21 protein-coding genes and 3 tRNA genes are annotated in these 19,978 nt (G+C 40.4%); 10 read left to right on the top strand and 14 right to left on the bottom strand.

From position 1 onward, the window contains the following. Positions 1-8: 8 nt before the first annotated feature. Positions 9-662: a response regulator transcription factor gene (locus tag TDE_RS10975; protein ID WP_010957210.1), complete on the bottom strand. Its 654-nt coding sequence runs from the start codon at positions 660-662 to the stop codon at positions 9-11. A 153-nt stretch (positions 663-815) separates the two neighbouring features. Between TDE_RS10975 and TDE_RS10970 the strand changes: the two genes are divergently transcribed. The 5 genes from TDE_RS10970 to TDE_RS10950 are packed head-to-tail and all read left to right on the top strand — an operon-like array spanning position 816 to position 4,065. Beyond that, positions 816-2,036: a mechanosensitive ion channel family protein gene (locus TDE_RS10970; protein WP_002680236.1), complete on the top strand. Its 1,221-nt coding sequence runs from the start codon at positions 816-818 to the stop codon at positions 2,034-2,036. A 59-nt stretch (positions 2,037-2,095) separates the two neighbouring features. Then, positions 2,096-2,566: a flagellar basal body-associated FliL family protein gene (locus TDE_RS10965; protein ID WP_002680235.1), complete on the top strand. Its 471-nt coding sequence runs from the start codon at positions 2,096-2,098 to the stop codon at positions 2,564-2,566. Positions 2,567-2,598: 32 nt separating this feature from the next. Further along, positions 2,599-2,952, top strand: a complete 354-nt coding sequence (locus TDE_RS10960) for a hypothetical protein (protein ID WP_002680234.1) — start codon at positions 2,599-2,601, stop codon at positions 2,950-2,952. Then, on the top strand, positions 2,949-3,590 hold the full coding sequence (locus TDE_RS10955; RefSeq protein WP_002680233.1) for an RNA polymerase sigma factor: 642 nt from the start codon (positions 2,949-2,951) through the stop codon (positions 3,588-3,590). Before TDE_RS10960 ends, TDE_RS10955 begins: the two co-directional genes overlap by 4 nt. Beyond that, positions 3,580-4,065 (top strand): hypothetical protein, encoded by a 486-nt coding sequence (locus tag TDE_RS10950; protein WP_002680232.1) that lies wholly within the window; start codon positions 3,580-3,582, stop codon positions 4,063-4,065. The genes TDE_RS10955 and TDE_RS10950 overlap by 11 nt, the downstream gene beginning before the upstream one ends. Here TDE_RS10950 and TDE_RS10945 read toward each other — a convergent pair. After that, positions 4,062-4,985 (bottom strand): M23 family metallopeptidase, encoded by a 924-nt coding sequence (locus TDE_RS10945; RefSeq protein ID WP_002667792.1) that lies wholly within the window; start codon positions 4,983-4,985, stop codon positions 4,062-4,064. The two genes, TDE_RS10950 and TDE_RS10945, sit on opposite strands and share 4 nt — an antisense overlap. A 143-nt stretch (positions 4,986-5,128) precedes the next feature. Here TDE_RS10945 and trhA point away from each other — a divergent pair, with 143 nt between their 5' ends. Continuing rightward, on the top strand, positions 5,129-5,782 hold the full coding sequence (gene trhA, locus TDE_RS10940; RefSeq protein ID WP_002680231.1) for a PAQR family membrane homeostasis protein TrhA: 654 nt from the start codon (positions 5,129-5,131) through the stop codon (positions 5,780-5,782). A gap of 10 nt (positions 5,783-5,792) precedes the next feature. On the opposite strand, the gene TDE_RS10935 is transcribed toward trhA, so the two are convergent. From TDE_RS10935 to TDE_RS10925, 3 genes are all read right to left on the bottom strand, one after another. Then, positions 5,793-5,866: transfer RNA gene (locus tag TDE_RS10935), tRNA-Ile, on the bottom strand. A gap of 85 nt (positions 5,867-5,951) precedes the next feature. Continuing rightward, positions 5,952-6,770 carry a hypothetical protein gene (locus TDE_RS10930; RefSeq protein WP_002680229.1) on the bottom strand — a complete coding sequence of 273 codons (819 nt, stop codon included), beginning with the start codon at positions 6,768-6,770 and terminating at the stop codon, positions 5,952-5,954. Continuing rightward, on the bottom strand, positions 6,751-7,491 hold the full coding sequence (locus TDE_RS10925; protein WP_002674311.1) for a YggS family pyridoxal phosphate-dependent enzyme: 741 nt from the start codon (positions 7,489-7,491) through the stop codon (positions 6,751-6,753). Before TDE_RS10925 ends, TDE_RS10930 begins: the two co-directional genes overlap by 20 nt. Before the next feature lie 398 nt (positions 7,492-7,889). On the opposite strand from TDE_RS10925, the gene TDE_RS10920 reads away from it, so the two are divergent. Then, on the top strand, positions 7,890-10,394 hold the full coding sequence (locus TDE_RS10920) for a right-handed parallel beta-helix repeat-containing protein (protein WP_002680227.1): 2,505 nt from the start codon (positions 7,890-7,892) through the stop codon (positions 10,392-10,394). A 486-nt stretch (positions 10,395-10,880) separates the two neighbouring features. Here TDE_RS10920 and TDE_RS10915 read toward each other — a convergent pair whose 3' ends face one another. Then, positions 10,881-11,270: a hypothetical protein gene (locus TDE_RS10915; protein WP_010692190.1), complete on the bottom strand. Its 390-nt coding sequence runs from the start codon at positions 11,268-11,270 to the stop codon at positions 10,881-10,883. A 530-nt stretch (positions 11,271-11,800) separates the two neighbouring features. On the opposite strand from TDE_RS10915, the gene TDE_RS10910 reads away from it, so the two are divergent. After that, positions 11,801-13,342 carry a sigma-54-dependent Fis family transcriptional regulator gene (locus TDE_RS10910; protein ID WP_002680223.1) on the top strand — a complete coding sequence of 514 codons (1,542 nt, stop codon included), beginning with the start codon at positions 11,801-11,803 and terminating at the stop codon, positions 13,340-13,342. A 54-nt stretch (positions 13,343-13,396) separates the two neighbouring features. Here TDE_RS10910 and TDE_RS10905 read toward each other — a convergent pair. The 3 genes from TDE_RS10905 to TDE_RS10895 form a co-directional block, all read right to left on the bottom strand. Continuing rightward, positions 13,397-13,470, bottom strand: a tRNA-Arg gene (locus tag TDE_RS10905). Positions 13,471-13,483: 13 nt separating this feature from the next. After that, positions 13,484-13,556 (bottom strand) — tRNA-Pro (locus TDE_RS10900). Between the two features lie 60 nt (positions 13,557-13,616). Beyond that, on the bottom strand, positions 13,617-14,246 hold the full coding sequence (locus TDE_RS10895) for a hypothetical protein (RefSeq protein ID WP_002680221.1): 630 nt from the start codon (positions 14,244-14,246) through the stop codon (positions 13,617-13,619). A 150-nt stretch (positions 14,247-14,396) separates the two neighbouring features. Between TDE_RS10895 and serS the strand changes: the two genes are divergently transcribed. After that, positions 14,397-15,665, top strand: a complete 1,269-nt coding sequence (serS, locus tag TDE_RS10890; protein WP_002680220.1) for a serine--tRNA ligase — start codon at positions 14,397-14,399, stop codon at positions 15,663-15,665. 80 nt (positions 15,666-15,745) lie between these two features. Here the strand turns inward: serS and TDE_RS10885 are convergent, their stop codons facing one another. The 5 genes from TDE_RS10885 to TDE_RS10865 are packed head-to-tail and all read right to left on the bottom strand — an operon-like array spanning position 15,746 to position 18,341. Next, complete coding sequence (locus tag TDE_RS10885; protein WP_002680218.1) at positions 15,746-16,198, bottom strand: hypothetical protein; 453 nt, start codon at positions 16,196-16,198, stop codon at positions 15,746-15,748. After that, a complete protein-coding gene (locus TDE_RS10880; protein WP_002667809.1) occupies positions 16,195-16,410 on the bottom strand; it encodes a hypothetical protein in 216 nt (71 codons plus the stop codon). The genes TDE_RS10885 and TDE_RS10880 overlap by 4 nt, the downstream gene beginning before the upstream one ends. Continuing rightward, entirely contained in the window at positions 16,403-16,795 is a 393-nt protein-coding gene (locus TDE_RS10875) for a YraN family protein (RefSeq protein ID WP_002675753.1), read from the bottom strand. Before TDE_RS10875 ends, TDE_RS10880 begins: the two co-directional genes overlap by 8 nt. Beyond that, the gene (locus TDE_RS10870; protein WP_002667812.1) at positions 16,795-18,060 is read right to left on the bottom strand and encodes an HD-GYP domain-containing protein; all 1,266 of its coding nucleotides are present in this window, start codon (positions 18,058-18,060) and stop codon (positions 16,795-16,797) included. Before TDE_RS10870 ends, TDE_RS10875 begins: the two co-directional genes overlap by 1 nt. Before the next feature lie 17 nt (positions 18,061-18,077). Then, the gene (locus TDE_RS10865; RefSeq protein WP_002667815.1) at positions 18,078-18,341 is read right to left on the bottom strand and encodes an EscU/YscU/HrcU family type III secretion system export apparatus switch protein; all 264 of its coding nucleotides are present in this window, start codon (positions 18,339-18,341) and stop codon (positions 18,078-18,080) included. 124 nt (positions 18,342-18,465) lie between these two features. On the opposite strand from TDE_RS10865, the gene TDE_RS10860 reads away from it, so the two are divergent. Continuing rightward, positions 18,466-19,947: a Do family serine endopeptidase gene (locus TDE_RS10860; protein ID WP_002674333.1), complete on the top strand. Its 1,482-nt coding sequence runs from the start codon at positions 18,466-18,468 to the stop codon at positions 19,945-19,947. Positions 19,948-19,978: the final 31 nt, after the last annotated feature.

Raw genomic sequence — 19,978 nt, 5'->3', positions numbered from 1 at the left:
TTAGGAATTTACACAATCCCGTTTTTAAAGGCAAAGGCGGCAAGCTGCGTTCTATCGGAAACAAAGGTCTTATCGAATATTACGGAAATATTGTTTTTTATTGTGCCTTCCGAAAGGCCCTGTTTGTAGGCAATCTGTTTATTGGAAAGCCCTTCCGAAACAAGCCTGATAATTTCTATTTCTTTTTGGCTTAAACCGAACTCGTCTTGAATTTCAGCCAATGGCCTTATAACTCTTTCTTCCGCTTCTTCATGATTTTCAAAAAGCATGGTTTTTGCAACTTCAGGATTTATAACGATGTTCCCTGAAATAGCGGCCTTAATTCCGTCATAGATTACATCCGGCGAACTGTCCTTTAAAAGATAGCCCGATGCTCCGTATTGAAGGGCTTTTTGAATATATTCGGTATCGTTAAAGGTTGTGAGAATCAATATTTTTATATCGGAGAAACTCTTTTTTATTTTTTTTGTTGCTTCTACGCCATTACATTCCGGCATCCTTATATCCATGAGGAGAAGCTCAGGATTTTTTTCTTCGCATATTTTTAGTGCATCGTTTCCGTTGCTGCCTGTTGCAATAACCTCAATATCGGGATATGATTGAAAGATAATTTTTAGTCCCTCGCATATAAGTTTTTCATCGTCTACAATAGCTATTCTCATAAGCTTAATATAACACAGTTTGCCTGGGGAATCAAGAACAGCTTTTTTTTCGGTTAGATTTAACTTGAGGCAATGCGAGCTCTTTACAGACTGACTCATTTTAATTAGAATTAAAAAACGTTTATTGTAACATTTTAAGAGGTATCGTATTTTATGCAAAATTTATTGGGTAATGTTCAAAAATGGCTTTCGGAAGATTCTGTGAGAGGCGATATTTTTTGGCTGTTTGCCGTTTTGATTGTTTCTTTTATTCTTCATAAAGTGTTAAAAAAAATACTGTCAGGAACGGTAAAAAAAATACTGTCCCGCATTACAGCCAAAACGAAGAGTAAACTTGATGATTATATTTTTGATAAAATTCATATAGAACGTGCTTCGCTTATTATATATATTTTTGCCTTTAATTTTTTGTCGCTAAAATTAAGTTTTGGAGCCGGGCTTATGCAAAAACTTGCAAGCCTTATTTCGATATGGATAATAATAAGACTTTTGCACGGCCTCTTGGACGGGCTTACAGCCTATACCGAAAATGAACCTCGATTTGCGGGAAAGCCATACCGCAGTTATGTTCAGGTTTTTATCTTAATTGTTTATATTGCAGGCTTTATCATCGCTGCAGGAACAATCAGCGGAAAGTCCCCATGGTCTCTTTTAAGCGGAATAGGAGCTATGACGGCTGTTCTTCTTTTGGTATTCCGCGAGACGATTCTTTCTTTTGTGGCAAGCCTCCAGATTTCTTCCTACGATTTGGTTCGCCGCGGGGACTGGATTTCGGTTCCTAAATATGATGCCGACGGAGATGTTACCGAGGTCGCCTTACATACGATAAAAATTCAAAACTGGGATAAGACTATTTCCGTTTTACCGACAAGCGACCTAATGCAAAGCGGTTTTAAAAACTGGCGGGGTATGCAGGAAACCGGAGGAAGACGCATCAAGCGTTCAATCTTTTTGGACGTTTCTTCCGTAAAATTTATGGATGAAGAACTGAGACGCAGGGTAGGGAAGATAGAGCTTTTAAAATCCTACTTTGCCGAAGTTGAAAGTTCCGACATAAGTGCCCAATACGGCAGCGATACGGAACATCCCTTAAACGATAGAAGGCTCACCAATATCGGAACCTTTAGGATGTACGTTACGCGCTATCTTCAAAGCCTTGATACTTTAAGAAAGGATTTGACATTTTTGGTGCGGCAGCTTGAACCGGGAGCTACAGGCGTTCCCATGGAGATTTATGTTTTTACTGCAACCACCGACTGGGGAGAATACGAAAAGATCCAAGCCGATATTTTTGACCATCTTTTTGCGTCCGTCCACGAATTCGATCTTAGAATTTTCCAATATCCTGTAGGCGGCTTTTTACCAAACAAGTAACAGAGCAAATAATCTAAAGTCTCTATTGAATATTCGGCTCCCATTTTGTATAATTGAGTATGCTTAAAAATAACCGGAAGAGCTTAAAATTATATAAATTCCTTAAATATGTGCTTTTTGCAGTAGTACTTATTATAATTGTAGGTTCCGTTTTTTCTCTTTTTAAGAAAAAAAACACCGATGAGGTTTTAAGATCTGAAAGTCCTTCGGAGATACGCGGAAAAAAGGCCCTTTATTCCGACTTGGGCCGGCTTAGGATTCCTACAGCCGATATCCACACGGGAACCCTTGTAGTTTTTCCCGTTTTGGAGTATAATTCTGAAGATAAGGCCTTTGAGGAAGAACTTGTCCAAAAGAAGGAAGATATCCGAAAAAGCCTTATTGACTGGTTTTCGCAAAAAACCGTATATGAGCTTTATACCATGCCTGAAAACGAGGTTAAAAAAGAAGTGTTGGCCGAGATAAATTCTATTCTAAATTTATCCCGTATAAAACGCATATATTTTAAGGACTTCGTTATTTTGGAATAAGGTTTATAGAATCATATTTTGGAGGAATTGAAATGAACGGACAACCCGTTGCGGCTGCGCAAGTTATTATAGCTGTTGTTCCTATAGTCGGTATTGTTATGGCCGGCGTTTTAATTTTTTTCTACTTATTTTGGCGTAACAAGCAGATAATCTGTCAAATTCAAACTAAAACATATATTCCGATAAAATTTAATTTGTCGGGTTTTTGCCTTATTTCGGGCATTCTTTTGCTGATGATAGGAAGCGTATTGACCATTTTATTTTCTGTCATAGACGGACTGAGCTACGTACTTTTAGGAGGTCTTGTACCCTTAAGCTGCGGTATAGGCCTTTTGCTCTACTATTTTATTTCATCTAAGGGCAAAAAAGGGGATGCTGAAAGATGATTAAATTTTCAAATTTACTCAGAAAAGAATCTCCTGAAGCCGTGCAAGACCGCCTCTTATGTAAGGCCGTCCTTGCGGGAAATACAGAAGCCTTCAGCCTAATTGCTGCAAAGTATCAAAAGCGTGTCTATTCTTTGGGAATGAGTTTTTTTAAAAACCATGATGACTCGGAAGATTTTGTGCAGGACATAATGCTTAAAACTTTTTCGGCCCTGCCTAAATTCCGCGGAGAGTCTTCTTTTTCTACGTGGCTTATGAGGATTGCCTATAATTCGGCGATAAACTCGGTTAAGCGTAAAAGAGAATTCGTTTCCGCCTTTGACGATTTTGAGATAAAAACAAACGATTTAACTCCCGAAGAAAGGCAAATACAAAACTGTGTAAAAAATGCAATCAGGCGGGCTGTAAACGATCTTCCCGAAAAATACAGAATATGTATCGACCTTTATTTCTTTTATGATATGCCCTATGCCGATATAGAATCCATTACCGGTATACCCGTAAATACGATTAAGTCCCATATTTTCCGCTCAAAAAAAATATTAAAAACCGAGCTTGAAAATCAAGGAATTTACGGACAAGAGGAAAGCCCCGAATATCCCGTTTTATTTAAATTGAATTTGGCCTATGACATGTAATGAAGCTATTAACCGTTATATGATTCTTGATAAGCATGAGACTGTTCCTTTTGCAGTTACCTTTCATCTTTTGCGTTGTAAAAAATGCCGAAGCCTTGTCCGTGCTCTTACGCAAGCTTCAAATCTATATACTTCTTCTTTTCAGACCAAGGCAGATGATGCGCTTACGGAAAAAACAATGGTAAAAATTCAGGCTGCAATTCCCAATCTTTTAAGCCTGCAGGCAGAAAAATACCGGCTGCCCAATGTAAGTATTTTGCCTTGGGCCGTCGTAGGCATATTGATGATTGTCGGCCTTGCCTACATGCCGTTTACAGAGATAGGTAAATGGGCTGCAGAGAATTTTAAGCTTCGTTTTGTTATTCCCTTTGCCCTTGTGTTTTCAGTATTTGTGAGCGTTTATTCGGCTATCTTTGTTTACCGTAATCTTGACTTTTTTGTAAAAAAATTCGATCTAAAAAAAGAGAAGGCTTAGTGCCATACGGCGACAGGATTTATCGTTGCTCCGTTTTTGTAAACAGTAAAATGAACGTGAGGGCCGGTGCTTCTTCCTGTTGTGCCTACGGTTCCTATCTTGCTTTGAGCGGTAACATATTTTCCGCGTGAGGTTAGAATGGAATTCATATGCCCGTAAAGGGTTTGATAGCCTGAGTGATGCCTTATTATTACATAATTGCCGTATACATTACTGTAACCTGTTGCGGCTATGGTTCCCGGAAGGGCTGCATAGATGGGGGCGCCGCGGTATGTTGCAAGGTCTATTCCGTTATGAAAGCTCCTCTTTCCCGTAAAGGGATCCCGTCTCCAGCCGTAACGGGAAGTTACCCTGTATCCTCCGCGTATAGGAGACTTAAAGAGGTCTCCGTTTATTTCTTGAAGGGTTACCCAGTCAAGTTTTGCATCAGGCAGAAAGATGGCAGCTCCTGCTTTTAGTACGTTGTTATCCGAAATGTTATTAACCAGAGCTAATTTTTCAAGTGAGATTTTATAGGTGTCGGCCAATTTTTCAGGGGTATCGCCTTTTTTCGGGGTATAAACAATTCCGTCCATTGAGGGAATCTTTAACAACTGTCCTATTTGGAGGGTTCTTGTGTTTCTAAGTTTGTTTAAGCTTATAATCGCATCCTGACTTACCCCATAGCGGGAGGCTATTTCTCCTACCATATCGCCTTTTTTTACGGAATAGACTATGTAGTCGAGAGGCGGTAGTGTTATTTCCGAAATTTCCTTATCAGGTCTAAAAGTCGGCAATCTTGTATCTCCTCCGCCCATTCCGTCATCCAATACGGTTTGGGAAGTACCAATGGGAGTGGATATATCTAAGGCGAAATAGGCTGTACCTAGCACCAAGAGAAAAACGATTATACCTGCAAACAAATAGTTAGTTTTTTTCATTATGAACCTGCAAAACTTTTTCCATTTAATTATCGGCAAAAAAGCGGAATTTATTCACTCTTTTCGGATAGAATTATAATAAAAAACAAAAAAAATTGCAAGGTAATAGGCAACCTTAAACCTTTTAAACTGTCTAAATAGTTATGAAAGAAGAAAAAATTAAACGCAGATATTCTATAGGTGAAGAAATTGCAAATGCCGTAACTCACGGCATAGGGGTAGGTCTTTCGATTGCAGCCCTCGTGCTTTTAGTTATAAGGGCTGCCCGTTATGCTCCGCCGGATTTAAAGGCCGGTTACGTAGTAGGCTTTGCCATTTTCGGAGCTTCCTTAATAATCCTCTATCTTTTTTCGACCCTATACCATGCTCTTCCGCTAAAGGCAAAAAAGGTATTCGGAATCTTCGATCACTGTTCAATCTACATACTGATAGCAGGAACCTACACGGCCTACTGCCTTTCGGCCCTTCACGGAGCTGTCGGCTGGACAATCTTCGGTATTATCTGGGGATTGGCTGTCCTGGGCATAGTTTTATACTCGATATTCGGAAGCAGGGCAAGGATTTTGTCTGTTATTACCTATATCCCCATGGGTTGGCTCATCATCTTTGCGGCAAAGCCCTTAAAAGAACAGCTGCCGCTTTTAAGCTTTAAGTTTTTAATTATAGGCGGAATTATTTATACTGCCGGTTGTATTTTTTATGCAATGAAGAAGGTAAAATGGGCACACAGCATCTGGCACCTCTTTGTTATAGGCGGGAGTATAATGCATTTTTTTTCGCTTTATTACAGTCTTTAAAAAAGAAAAGTGGGCCCAGCTGGACTTGAACCGGCGACCCGCGGATTATGAGTCCGCTGCTCTAACCAACTGAGCTATGGGCCCTTAAAAGAGTTTTGAGTATATCAAAAACTTTAAAACTTGTCAATCGGTTGATGAAAAATATACGTCCGTGTATATTTTTCATCGCTTATTTGCCGGTTTTCGGTAAAAAATTTGCTTCGTTGTTTACCAAGTTGGGAGAGGGTTTGGGGCCGAATTCGCTGACTCCGTATTTATCGAATTTTTCTGCCGGTTCTTTTAAAGGTGCCGAAAAGCCCAAGTCTATGTCAGAAAAAGAAGCACTCATCGAGATAAATTTTTTAGGTTTGGACGGCGAAAGGGCTAAAATTTTATCGGTATACGCTTCTCCCTCATATAAGAATTTTTCACATTTTTGTTTTGTTACAAAAAGGTTGCAATCCGCCTTTTCTTCGGCTATTTGAATCTTTGCCGTTGAGGTGTTTAAGCAAAAATCGGCCGCAGTTACAATCCCGCTATTAAAGGTCAGGCTGCCGTTTGAAAGTGCAATCAGGCTGTTTTTTAGACGGGAGCCTGTAATTTCAGCCCGATTAAAATTCCCCGAAACCGAAAAATGAACGGCCTTTATGCCTTCAATTTTTATTGAAGAATGGCTTGCAAGAATTCTGCATGATTCAAGTAAAAAATATTTTGGGACATAGATAAAAAGTTTTCCGCTTGCCGGTTTTATCTCGGTAAACCTTAACTTCTTTTTATGTTCAACTATCGAAAGTTTTGTGCCCGCACTGAGCTCCGCTTTATAGGCTATTGTGTCCCCGTCATAGGCACTTATAAAAATATCGACTTCCGACACGGCAGCTTCTATGTTTACAACCCTCTTTTGAACCCTTGTCAATGCGTCAAAATCTTGGGAAAAGAGGGCAGGGGAGTAAAATAGAAAAAGAGAAAAAAAACATAAACCAAAAAGTTTAACCTTCAATTTTTGCATTTTCGTTCCAATAATAGGAATCGGGATAATTTCTTTTGCCGAAAATTGCCGTACCTACTCTTATTAGGGTTGAGCCTTCTTCGATAGCAACTTCAAGATCTCCCGTCATTCCCATAGAAACAACCTCCATCGAAACATTGGGAATATTTTTTTCGGTTATTTCTTTTCGAATTTTTTGCAGGAGCTTAAAACAAAGTCTCACCTTATCCATATCATCGGAAAAAAGCCCTATTGTCATAAGGCCTTTTATTTTTAAGCAGGGAAGTTTTGCAATTTTTTCGGTTAGAGCAAGTGCTTCTTCAGGCTTACATCCGAATTTGCTTTCTTCTTGAGAGGTGTTTACCTGAATTAAAATATCCATGGTCTTCCCCTCGGATTCAAGTCTTTTGCTAAGCTTTTCGGCTAGGTCAAGCCTGTCGACAGACTCAATGCAGTCGGCATATTTTATTACGTCCTTAATCTTATTGGTTTGTAGGTGCCCTATAAAATGGGTCTCGTGTTTTACCGATGAAAGAGGCTCATACTTTTCGCATAGCTCCTGAACCTTGTTTTCTCCTATTAAAAGTTCCCCGTATTCAAAGGCCTTTAAGATTCTCTCCGGTGTAACGGTCTTTGTTGCCATAAGAAGCCTTACCTCTTTAAGATCCCTTCCGCAGGCCTTACAAGCCTTTTCCATCCGTCTATGCACCTCTTCCAAATTTATTTTAATATCGTCCTTCATATAAATTACCTCACATTTGTCTATGATATAATCAGGTTTAAAATATAGACAATAGCTGATTATAACACATTGTGCAGCCTTTTCCAAGTGAAAGTACTGTAATTTTTGAAGATATAAAATAAAACCGCCAAGCCCGCAAGGAACGCCAAGGGTAAATTTAAAAATGTATTATTTAAGATAGAATCAAAACATCTTTGCGAAGTTGAGCGTAAGCTCAACGCTTTGCGCTCGCTGCGGTTAAACAAAAAAAATCCCAAAAAGTTGTAATTTACGGCGAAAAGTGCTATACTGTACCATAATGACATACAAACGCACCGATAGCAGTTACAAAAAATATGTTTTCAGATTGGAACAATTCAATCCAAAAAACAAAATCCCCTAAGAAGGAGTAATAAGTGATGAAAAAACTTTTAAAGATTTTAACAACAATTGCGGCAGTGCTTACAACTGCCGTTGTATTTGCAACTTGTAAACAATTTAGGGATGACCCTGAAGATTTTTTAAGCTACTGGTCCAGCGAAGTTGTTCCTATTGACTTCAGCATCAATAAGCCCTATCAAATGAGTAATGACGGAGCACTATGCATACCGTCTGCATACGATGTAACGCTTAAGATAAAACTGCGTAATCCGAGAAACTTTACCCTCATTATGCCGACATCCGTCTTAGATGCGGGGAAAGTTATCAATTTCCCCGGGTTTCCTTCAGATCAGCAGCCTAGATACAACACTGACTACACCTTTAAACAGACAGGCGATATGCTCGAACTCACATACAAAGAGGCATTTTTAAAGGCGCACGAGTGGAGTAACGGCGGCATAGGCCCCGAAATTACCCTTACTTCAACAGACGGCAGAAAATTCAGTAAAAAGTTCAGCTTAAATATTGAAGTGAATACTCCGCCGCCCGAAATCGGCGATGTAAAGATAGCGAAAACGCAAGTCGGCGGGTTCTACGCACTGTGTTTTGATGAAACCGTGGGCATGACACCTATATTGAACGGAAAGCGTTTGCATAAAGACATCAAAGCGATTCACATACAGGAAGAAGGCGGCTCAGAAGAAACAATTCCTCTTACCGTAAAGGATGATGGGTCCGGATTTAATATACCTCCAACTCCACCGGACGGTCTTTTATCATCGGTTGATCAGCTTTTTGACGTACCTCCTAGCCCTGGAAGCTGGACAGTCTATGTTAAAACGTACACAGAACTGGCAGAAGATGGTGCTCTCCCCAAAAAATACAAGGTATGGCTGACCGATAAAAAAGGCCTTTCTTCGGAGCCAAAAGAAGCGAAGACCTTAGGCTCTATCCCCGATATAAGCGACAATACGAAGGCATGGAAAAAGTTAAAACAAGCCGTCGAGGGCGCACAGGAAGGCGGCGTTATAACCGTCATGGGTAATGTTAAAGCAACAAATGCCCCCGGCAACTTCGGTGCGATCGAAGTAAACAAAAGCCTCACGATAAAGGGTAAAAACGGAGCTGAGCTCGATGCAAATCAAAGTATGTTAGGTTCAAATGCTCACCGCATCTTTACCGTAACGGGAGATAAGACGGAACTCACGCTCGAAGACCTGAAACTTAAGAATGGTATTGAAGGGGTCGCCTCTGAGTACGGCGGTGCCATTTCTGCAAGTCAAATAAAAACATTGACGCTTAAAAACTGCGTTATTGAGGCCTGTACAGCATACGGCGGAGGCGGTATATATTTGAACGGCGGTGTAGAGGCAGTACTTGAAAGATGTACCATTACGGGCTGTCAAACGACAGGTGCAGGCGGAGGGGCAATTTATGCCGGCGCTAGTCTCGGCAAGCAGCCGATTGTCCGCATTAAAGGCGGGAAAATCGAAAATAACACAGGGCACATATCAGGCGGTGCTATCAATATTACCCGCGGAAGTCTGTATATCAACACGGATGAAAACGGGAACCCTGATAACCCTAGTACTAAAACAGAAATAGGAATTAATGCCCTTAAAGCTTCTGGCGGAGAAGGCAATAGCGGCGGCGGCATATACTGCCTTTGGGATACAGACAAACCCGGCAAGCTGAAAATACACAGAGTAAAAATCTGGAGTTGTACGGTCAAGGCTGTCGACTCCGACAACAAAAAAGCGAACGGTGCAGGTATTTCTGTCTACGGAAAAGGAGATGTGCTTTTGTCATCGGTAGAACTATCCGGCTGTGAGTTTGATGAAAGCGGCGGCAATACGTTAGCCCAAAAACAGGGCGGAGGCATTTGTCTACGAAACGGGGCAGAGGCATCTATTAAAGACTGTACCTTTAAGAGCTGTAAAGCAAATCAAGGCGGTGCATTCTATATTGAAACTGGTAAAGCTAATATAGAAAACTGTACTTTTATCAAAAATAGTGCTAGCGAATCCGGCGGTGCTTTGCATATAGGTAATACTAGTGATGACTGCAATGTCATTATTAACGACAGTGTAATCGGAGATAGTGCATCTAATGCTAATACGGCATCCTCAAAGGGCGGCGGTATTTGTGTTTACAGAGGAACGTGTACCGTAAGAAAGGTAAATATACAAAATAATACGGCTAGCATAGGAGAATCTGGCATATGGCTGCATGGAGCAAGTGACAACACGGCAAAACTTACATTAGAGGAAAAGGTCAATATTACAGGCAATCATCTCATGATAGGAAACAATCCTGGTTATCCGGCTTTTGTTACCGCACACAATTTAGATGCTGCATCTGATATCAAAATTCGGCCGGAGGTCTATGATGCCCAGATAAATAAGCCGCTTGTAAAAGCTGCCGGTACAAAACCGGACAACTGGGAAACCCTTTTCGAGTTAGTGGAAATGCCATCAGGACAAACATGGGAATTAAAGAAAAATGATGCCGGTACCGAGCTGATATTGAAAAGGGCATCGTAAATGATGGATAATTGTTTGAAAACTGCTCTTTTTTGATGAGAGGCCTTTTGCTGCTGTCGCACTGTTTCATGTTTATCATCATCATAAGCAGAACGCCGCAAAAAAAAGCCGTAGATAATGGGCAGCTGGGCTATATTAAAGTTTTTTAGCTTCATAAGTTTGGCTGTTTCTTTCTTAGTTTCATAAAAACCTTTATACCATTATATTTGTAGGAATTATTTGAAAAAAATAGTAAATTAGAAAAATATTTTTATAAATTGGATTAAACTAAAAATTTGATAACAATGCGGGTTCTTAGGGGCGCAGCCCATAAGCGGAATTTTGGAGAAAGGAGGGGTTATAGGGGAGGGTAACAACCAACGCAGTTTCAAGGTCAAACACCTTTCTTCCGAAAAAGGGGTTTAGCCTTGAAGCTCCGCTGGCTGTACGCCTCGAAGCTTTGCCGGCTGTACGCCTTGAAGCTCCGCCGGCTGTACTTCCCCTAATTTACAGTTTTTCAATCTCTTCTTCGGGAAGGCCTGTAACCTGCATAATTTTTTGTATCGAATCTCCCAACTGTTTTAAGATTTTAGCTGTTTCTTTCTTGTTGTTATAAGTACCTTCCGTAAAGCCTTTATACCTAGCGTCCATTTCAAAAGTAGACATTAATCTATATTCTTGTCTTGCTTGTTCATTTTGTTTTACTGTTTGTATCATTTCTTCTATCCTCCTTGTAAATTCATTCTTTGTTTTACCTGTTTTAAGGTATTCTAAAAATCCTTTTAATGCTTTGTTTTTAGTGTTATTAAAGGCATCTGCATTTATTATAATCTTTGAAAGGGGAAAGGACAACCCCCCGTTCAGAGCGGTGGTTTTTCCCTTCCCCTTTGACCCCATCTCTTTTCCTCGCGCTGCCAAAGGTTTTGCAGTCCTTTGGAATCCCGCATTGTTACAAAGTTTCTGGCAATCCGTTGGTTGAGTTAGGAAACAAAAATTCTGAGCGAAATTTAAAGGTTGTCTACGCAAAGATAGGTTATAGGATAAGATGTTAACAGTTCGCCATGGATGGCGGTGGTTCCTACTTCGAGAGTTTTGTAAATGTTAAATCTTCAAATCTTTTTACCATTTATTTTCTCCTAATTTTTTCATATTTTCCCTCCCCATTATATTTGTAGGAATTATTTGAAAAAAATAGTAAATCGGTAAAAAATTCATTTGCGAAGTTGAGCGTGAGCTCAACGCTTTGCGCTCGCTGCGGTTAAATAAAAGAATATAAACCGCAATGGTACGAAAAAGGGGTTTAGCCTCGAAGCTTCGCCGCTGTACGCCTTGAAGCTTCGCTGGCTGTACGCCTCGAAGCTTCGCCGGCTGTACTTCCCCCTGACTCCTTTTGACAAAAATTTATAATGCGGGTATAATCGCAGGGTATGAACAAGGCTATATCCGTTTTAAATAAAACAAATCCCATCTCGGCCGAGCAGGCATTGGAGCTTATTCTTGAGGCTTTAAGAGAACTGGTCGATTACGAGCTTGCCGTTGTGATGGGCTTTGAAGATAAAAATGTTCTAAAGGTAAGAAAGGCCATAGGCCCGCTTTCTTCAAAATTATTGGACGATTTTACGATTAACTTAAACAAACGGAAAGACATTGCCCGAATTTTAGATGAAAGAAAGGCTTTTTTGTTTGATGAAAATATTCCCCACGTCGATACCTATGACGAAATAATGAAGCTGCCCGAAAATCATTCTTGTTTGGTGGCTCCCCTTTACATAGGAGACAAGGCTATCGGAATGATGACCTTGGATCACAGTATGTGTTCCCGCTTTACGCCTGAAATCGTCCGTTTTATATCTACAATTTCAAAACTTATTTCGGTTGCCTTGGTCCAAACGGATGCATCCCAATCCCTCATTCAAAAAACCGAAAGCCTCCTTCTCGAAAGAAATGTTTTGCTCACCGCTTCGACAAATGTTTTTAAGGATATGGTCGGTTCTTCCCGGGCTTGGACTACGGTTTTAGATTCGATAAAGCTGGTTGCGGCCTCTGATGTGCCGGTTTTAATTTCGGGAGAAACGGGAACGGGAAAAGAACAGGCAGCCCGCACCATTCACAGGCTTTCCAACAGGGCCGAAAAACCCTTTGTGCCCGTAAACTGTTCTGCCCTTGTGCAGAGCCTTGCCGAAAGTGAAATCTTCGGGCATGAGAAAGGCGCCTTTTCGGGGGCTGCGGCCTTGCGGAAGGGACGGTTTGAACTTGCCGATGGCGGCACCCTCTTTTTGGACGAAGTGGGGGACTTGCCCTTTGATTTACAGCCCAAACTTTTGCGTGTTCTTCAAGACGGAAAATTCGAGCGTGTCGGCGGGGAAAAACCCGTTTCTGTGGATGTGCGCATAATAGCCGCAACCAATGTCGATTTGGCCGAGGCCGTTTCGATGGGACGCTTCCGTGAAGACCTGCTTTACAGGCTGGATGTTTTCCCGCTAAGGCTTCCGCCTTTGAGGGAACGCGATGACGATACGGCTCTTTTAGCCGAACATTTTATTTCGGATATACGCAAACGGAAGGGCTTTGAAAACACGAGCCTTTCGATGGCTGCAATCGAAAAACTTATGTCTATGCCTTGGCATGGAAATGTCCGCGAGCTTAAAAACGTTGTAGAGCGGGCTGCAATTCTTTCGCAAGGCGGAGAAATCCCTGCCGAGCACTTGGTGCCGGGAACAAGAGAATTCTATATTTCAAACGCTGCTAAAAAAAAGCCCCTAAAGCCTGCCGTAAATAAGGAGACTGAAAAAGATAAGGTTTTGCCTGAAGATATTAAACCCTTTGATGAGGCTCAAACCGAGATTATTCAAAAAGCTCTTTTAGCCTCAAACGGAAAAATTTACGGCAAAGACGGAGCTGCCGCTCTTTTAAACTTAAAACCGGGAACCCTTCAAAGTAAGATGAAAAAACTGGGCATTAAGTACTAAAAAAGCCGATTAAGTTATCTTGTTAACGTACAAGACTACTTAATCGGCTTTTAGCGGGACCGGAGGGACTCGAACCCCCTACCTACTGCTTAGAAGGCAGTTGCTCTATCCTGATGAGCTACGATCCCAAGGTTTTAAGGATCGGGATGGAGGGATTTGAACCCCCGATCTTCTGGTCCCAAACCAGACGCCTTAGCCCCTAGGCTACATCCCGATGCGAGTGAACATAATACGCAAAACGGGAATGAATGTCAAGACCTAGGAGCAAAGGTTTTTATAATTTGATTTTTAATCCAAGCTTTAAACCTATCGATTTTGCTAAATTGGGAAGCAAGCTGGGCTGTATACTTACTGAACTGCTGGAGTTACCGATTTTTGTTTCTCGATTTCCTGATAGGGGTTTATAGTATAGTGCCGAAGCTCCTGCATATATTCCGAATTTTCCTGTAAACATATAAGAAGCGGTAAAATTTATTCCTCCGCCTAGGTTAAAGTAACTTTCGGTTACTATAGCACCTCCGGTTGCCCACTGAAAAGCGGAACCGCCGAATGCAAAAGCTCCGCCTAACAAGAGCTCAAAACCTTTTCCGGGCTTAAATATATAGCCTACTCCAAGCATTGTATCGTTTACAAATATATTGTTAAATGTAAATGTAGTATTTGCAAAGACAGCCCAGTTTTTGGGAAGAGGGTAGGAAATACCTATATTGACGCCTCCCAAGCTTTTTGACCTTATTCCATGGTATTTAAAACCGTTATAACCATAGTTGTTATCGATTTTATGTAATTGGTGGTTGTTATAAGCCCCTCCGACTTCCAAATCCAAACCTATCGATTTTGCCGTCAGCATACCTGTAAAAACCAAGGCAAAAACAAGACAAACAAAAAATAATTTTCTGTTCATAAAATTCCTCCAAATGAGTAAAATTGTATTATAAAATACTTATATTGTACTTGAGTATCCGATAATTCTCAAAAATTGTCAAGCTGTCCGTTAAATGTATCGTTAAATTTTAGTCTTGACAGAATTCAAAATAAAAAGTACAATTTTGCTATGTTAGACTATAAATTTATTAAAGAAAATGTTGAAGCCGTAAAACAAAATATTAAAAACCGGCACATGAATGCGGATGCCGATAAGGCAGTAGAACTATATGATAAGCGTACTGCCCTCGTTACTTCTTTGCAGAACCTGCAAAAAGATCGAAACGATAACTCACAGTCAATGAAGCAAAAATTAAGTCCCGAAGAAAGACAAAAACTGGTCGACCAAGGGAAAGCTATAAAAGAAAAAATCGCCCAAGTTGAAGCCGAACTGGCCGAGGCCGAAAAAGCCCTGCATGAGGCCGTAAGTAAAATTCCGAATATGGCTCATCCCGAAGCCCCCGTCGGCAAAGAAGATTCCGACAATTTGGAAGTTAAGCGCTGCGGAACTGTGCCCAAGTTTGACTTTGAGCCCAAAGACCATGTTCAGTTGGGCCAAGATTTGGATCTTATCGACTTTGAAGCCGGCACAAAGGTTTCAGGCGTTAAATTCTATTTTTTAAAAAACGAAGCCGTATTTTTGGAGCAAGCTCTTACGATGTACGGTCTTAACATATTGCGGAAACACGGGTTTAAACCCTTTATAACTCCGGACATTGCAAAAGAAGAAATCTTATACGGTATAGGCTTTAATCCACGAGGCGAAGAATCAAACGTCTATTCTCTTGAAGGCGAGGGCACTTGCTTGGTTGCAACTGCCGAGATTACTCTGGGCGGCTATCACTCGGACGAGATTATCAAAAAAGAAAGCTTGCCGTTAAAATACTGCGGTCTTTCTCATTGCTTTAGACGTGAAGCGGGAGCCGCCGGACAGTTTTCAAAGGGGCTTTACAGGGTTCATCAGTTTTCAAAACTCGAAATGTTTGTTTATTGTACACCTGAAGAATCGGATGCCCTTCATGAAGAGCTCCGCTTAATTGAAGAAGAAATCTTCAACGGTTTGGGAATTCCGTTCAGGGTTGTCGATACCTGCACCGGAGACCTTGGAGCTCCTGCCTACCGAAAGTGGGACTTGGAAGCATGGATGCCCGGAAGAAACGGAGGCGAATGGGGCGAGGTTACCTCTACTTCAAACTGTACCGATTATCAGGCACGCCGCTTAAATATACGCTACAAGGACGATGACGGTAAAAACAAATTTCTTCATACTCTAAACGGAACTGCTTTGGCGATGTCGAGGGCTATGATAGCCGTCTTGGAAAATTATCAGCAAGCTGACGGTTCCATTAAGATACCGGAAGCTCTTGTTCCTTATTGCGGTTTTGATAGAATCGGTTAAACCGGCCGATAAACTTTTTGATAGTTTTAGATATCAGGTTTGTGTAGAAAAAAAAAGGCCGGAGCATTGTCCGGCTTTTTTTATGTTGTTGATGTAAGCTCCGAAATATCTTTTTTCCATTGGTAGAGCTTATTTTTATCTTCCCATTCAATTAGTTTTATGATTTTAAAGTTTTTACGAACTTTAGGATTTTCAAAATAGGCGACGGCAAAGTTCCCGTTTCCTATGTAAATGATTTCTTCGCCTTCTTTTAATTCTTCCGCTTTTTTTAAAAATTCGATAACGCAGTCAAAGTGTACAGGCAGGCCGCTTTCCTTATCGGCAATGGCCGAGCTTAAGTCCTGTATAATTTCGCCGCACTTTGTGCATTTGTATTTGGGATATTCTATTTTTTTAAAAGCCGGTTCTCTGTTTTGGCCTTGAAAAGTTTTAGCTTTTTTTATTTGTCCGTCAAGGGGGCGTTTTTGCGGGGTATCATCTTCCCGTTTTTCCGTCCTTTGACTTCTCATAGGTTTAAACCTTCTTTTACTCATATTCTTATCCTCTTTTTGCAATCCATATTTTCGTAATCGAGTCCGCCGTTCAGCACTCTTTCCGTTATAATTGAAGCCAGTCTATAAATAGCGGCATTTATGTACTCGGGGTCTTCAAGTTTTAATTCCATTGCATGAATTTCCTCATCCGTTAGTACGGTATTATGGGTAGAGGTGTTTTTTTTAGGTGGAAATAAATTCACACTAGTCATAGCAATCTCCAAAGGCGTCTTTTAAATGTAATATCTCAAGCGGCTGTTCCAAAAAAGGGTTTGATCGTAATACAATCACATCAAATCTTATATACATCTTATTATATTTTCGATTGTTTGCGAGAAAATGTTTAGCGGTTTTTATAATCCTCTCTTGTTTTTTTTTATTGATAATAAGATCTAAATCTGATAGTTCAGTTTTTAATAAGGTTTTTACTTCTATAAAAACCAGAATCCCTCCGGATGATGTTTGCTCCGTTTTATCTAAAGCGATTATATCTATCTCTCCGGTGCGTGTTCTCCAATTTTTTTCCAAGATAAGATAGTCCTTATCGGTCAGCCACTCGGCTATTCGACTTTCTCCTTTTGAGCCCAGAGAATCCATTATTTATTTCTGTAAGTTCGCGGATCTATTGCCCGAACTATAAAAAGATTTTTATTTTTCTTTAAATCTACAAGCTCTGAATTCTCATCCAAAATCTCTCCTGTTGAGTCAATTAATATACGGATGAAGGGGCGCATCGGTGCTTCCGGTGAGCTTTTAATTACTCTGGCAAGAGAAGCATCATTCATTAAAACGATGGAGCCTATAGGATAAATTCCCACACTTCTAATCATGGCCTTTATTATTTCGGGATCGAAAATGCGGGCATTATCTGAAAGAAGGTTTTTCATGGCTTGATATCCCAGCATTAAATCCCTGTATGGCTTGGGCGTTATCATTGCAACAAAGGCATCGGCTACGGTTATAATTCTTGCTCCTATATCTATATCCTTTCCTGAAAGACCGTTAGGATAGCCCTTTCCATCCCATCTTTCGTGGTGTTGCATAATGCTCAAGGCAATTTCCCGTGTGTACATGAGTTCACTCATAGCTGTCTTGTAGCCATAGGCAGTGTGAGCTGCAACAGCCTGCTTTTCAATATCAGTCAGGGTTTCGGTTTTATTGAGGATTTTTTGAGGTATTTTCATCATTCCGACATCGTGTAAGAGGGCTGCGATAGTTATTTCGTTAATTCTATTTTTGGGAAGCTCGAGAGCCTCGCTTAAAATGATGGCTAAGATAGCCGTATTTACGGACGAGCGGGCCAAATTATCTTCTTCAAGCTCGGTTCCCAATATAAAACCTACGCAAAGAGGAGGATTTTTTCTGACCAGTTCTATCAATCTTGTTGCATGATAGTTTACGGGCATATTATCCACCGGTTTTCTGGCTTTGAAATTTTCAAATACTTTTTCAAGGCTCTTTATAATTTCCAGATATTCGGTATGGAGCTGCATTGAGCGGGAATCTTGTGTAAGCTTTAGAATGCAATCGGCAGAAATTTCTTCAATTTCGGATCTTTTAATTTTGGTTCCGCTGATGGGATAGTCTTCTTCAACTTCCTCTATTTCTCCCGGATCTTCAAGATCTTCAATCTCATCAACTTCATCAAGCTCTGCTATTTCGTCATTCATGGTCTCTCCATCAGGTACAGGATCGCCGGCAGTAACAACATATTGAACTTTCCATCTTTTTAAAGTGTTCAATTCATTTTCGCTTAATGCCATACCTTTTAAAAGAAACATGTTTTTCCCGTCATCAAAAAATACGGGAGCCGAAAAACGCTCTCCAATCTTTAAATCAGCCGTTTTAATTTTTTTTAACATTCCAAATCCCCTTTAAGTTAATCCTTTTTCAGCAAAAAGGCAAAGATAGCGGCAACAGCTTTATATGTATACTCAGGAATACATGAACCTATTTCGTGGTGGATAAGAATGTTTGCCAAGGTTTCATCTTCTACAATTTTAATTTTGTTGCGTTCTGCTGCCTCTTTAATTCTTTTTGCCGTCAGACCCCTTCCTGATGCCGTAATTATCGGCGCTTTTGCCTCTAAAGCATAGCTAAGGGCTACTGCACAATCAACTTTCTTTTTATCTGTTTTTGTCATAACTCCATTATATCACAAATATAAAAAAAAACAAGGAAACAAATAAATTTTCAAATTTTTTTCTATGTAACTTGACTTAAAAGTCATTGTTTTAGTATTATAATTATGTAGTGAGGTTAGATATATGCGTAAATTAAAAAATCCGCTTTCAGCGATGGCCGGAATTTTATTGATTATGCTTGTTTCGGTTGTTTTTCTTTCAGCCCGATGTTCAAGTAATCCCGAAAATGCTTCTACAGTGTATGCCGATCCGGGGTTAAAGACCGAGCTGAGTAAAGAGTCTGTTTCGGCTCTTGAATCTCTTCAAAAAGCAAATCGAGAGCTTACTTCCATGATTTTACCCTCGGTAGTTACCCTTGATGTTGTAGAAACAAGAAAGGTTCAAAACAATATAGACGGTTTTCCTTGGTTTTTCTTTAACCGCCCTCAAGATCAAAAAGACGGTCAGGGGGAAAGGGAATATGAAGCCGAAGGTATGGGCTCAGGTGTTATCGTAAGAAAGACGGGAAAAACATATTATGTTCTGACAAACCAGCATGTTACAGGCAATGCCAAGACAATTTCCGTTATGCTTTATAACGGTGATAAGGTTCAAGGTAAGTTAATCGGTTCTGATCAGAGGAAGGACGTTGCCCTTGTTTCCTTCGATTATGATAAGGATTTAAGGGTTGCCGTGTTGGGAGACTCAAATACCGTACAGGTAGGAGACCTTACATATGCAATCGGTGCTCCTATGGGTTATGTGTCTACCGTTACAAGCGGTATTGTAAGTGCGGTAGGCCGTTCAGGCGGACCGAACAGAAATAATATAAACGATTTTATCCAAACGGATGCAGCGATAAATCAAGGCAACTCAGGCGGTCCCTTGGTCAATATCTATGGTGAGGTTATAGGCATAAATAACTGGATTGTTTCATCAAGCGGCGGGTCTCAAGGTCTTGCCTTTTCGATTCCTATAAACAACCTCAAAAAAGCTATCGATGATTTTATTACTTCGGGTGAAATCAAATACGGTTGGCTTGGTGTTCAGCTTCTTGAAATAAACGATAAGTTTAGAGAAAGCTTAAACTTAAAGGATATTGAAGGTGCTTTTGCAGGACAGGTATTTTTAGGTTCTCCTGCGGATAAGGGCGGTATAAAGCCCGGTGATTATATTACCGAGGTAAATTCGACAAAGGTTAAAAGTGTTGACGATATACTGCGTGTTATCGCCGACTTAAAGCCGGGAGAATCTTCATCCTTTAAGATTTTACGAAAAGGAAAAGAAATCTCCGCAACCGTAAAAATAGAAGAAAGAGATGAAAAAAATGTAGCCGATTCTTCCAAACTTTGGCCCGGTTTTGTTCCGTCTCCTTTAACTGAAGAAATTATAAAACAACTGGAGCTTAAAAAAGGTCAAAACGGCGTTTTGGTAACAAGTTTACAGGCTAAGAGCCCTGCTGCCGTTATGAGTTTACAGCCGGGCGACCTTATAGTAAAGGTTAACGGAAAAGATGTAAAAGATGTTTTGAGCTTTTATGATGAGCTTTCAAACGCAAAGGGCGAGATTTGGTTTGACTTTATAAGAGAAGGCCACAATTTGGTTACCCCAAAGATTAAAAGATAAAATCTTTAAATAATTTTACCTCCTTTTTGGG

The organism is Treponema denticola ATCC 35405, from assembly GCF_000008185.1.
Classification (GTDB): Bacteria; Spirochaetota; Spirochaetia; order Treponematales; family Treponemataceae; genus Treponema_B; species Treponema_B denticola.
The sequence above is the reverse complement of the archived record's forward strand: the minus strand, read 5'-3'. Positions and strand labels throughout refer to the sequence as shown.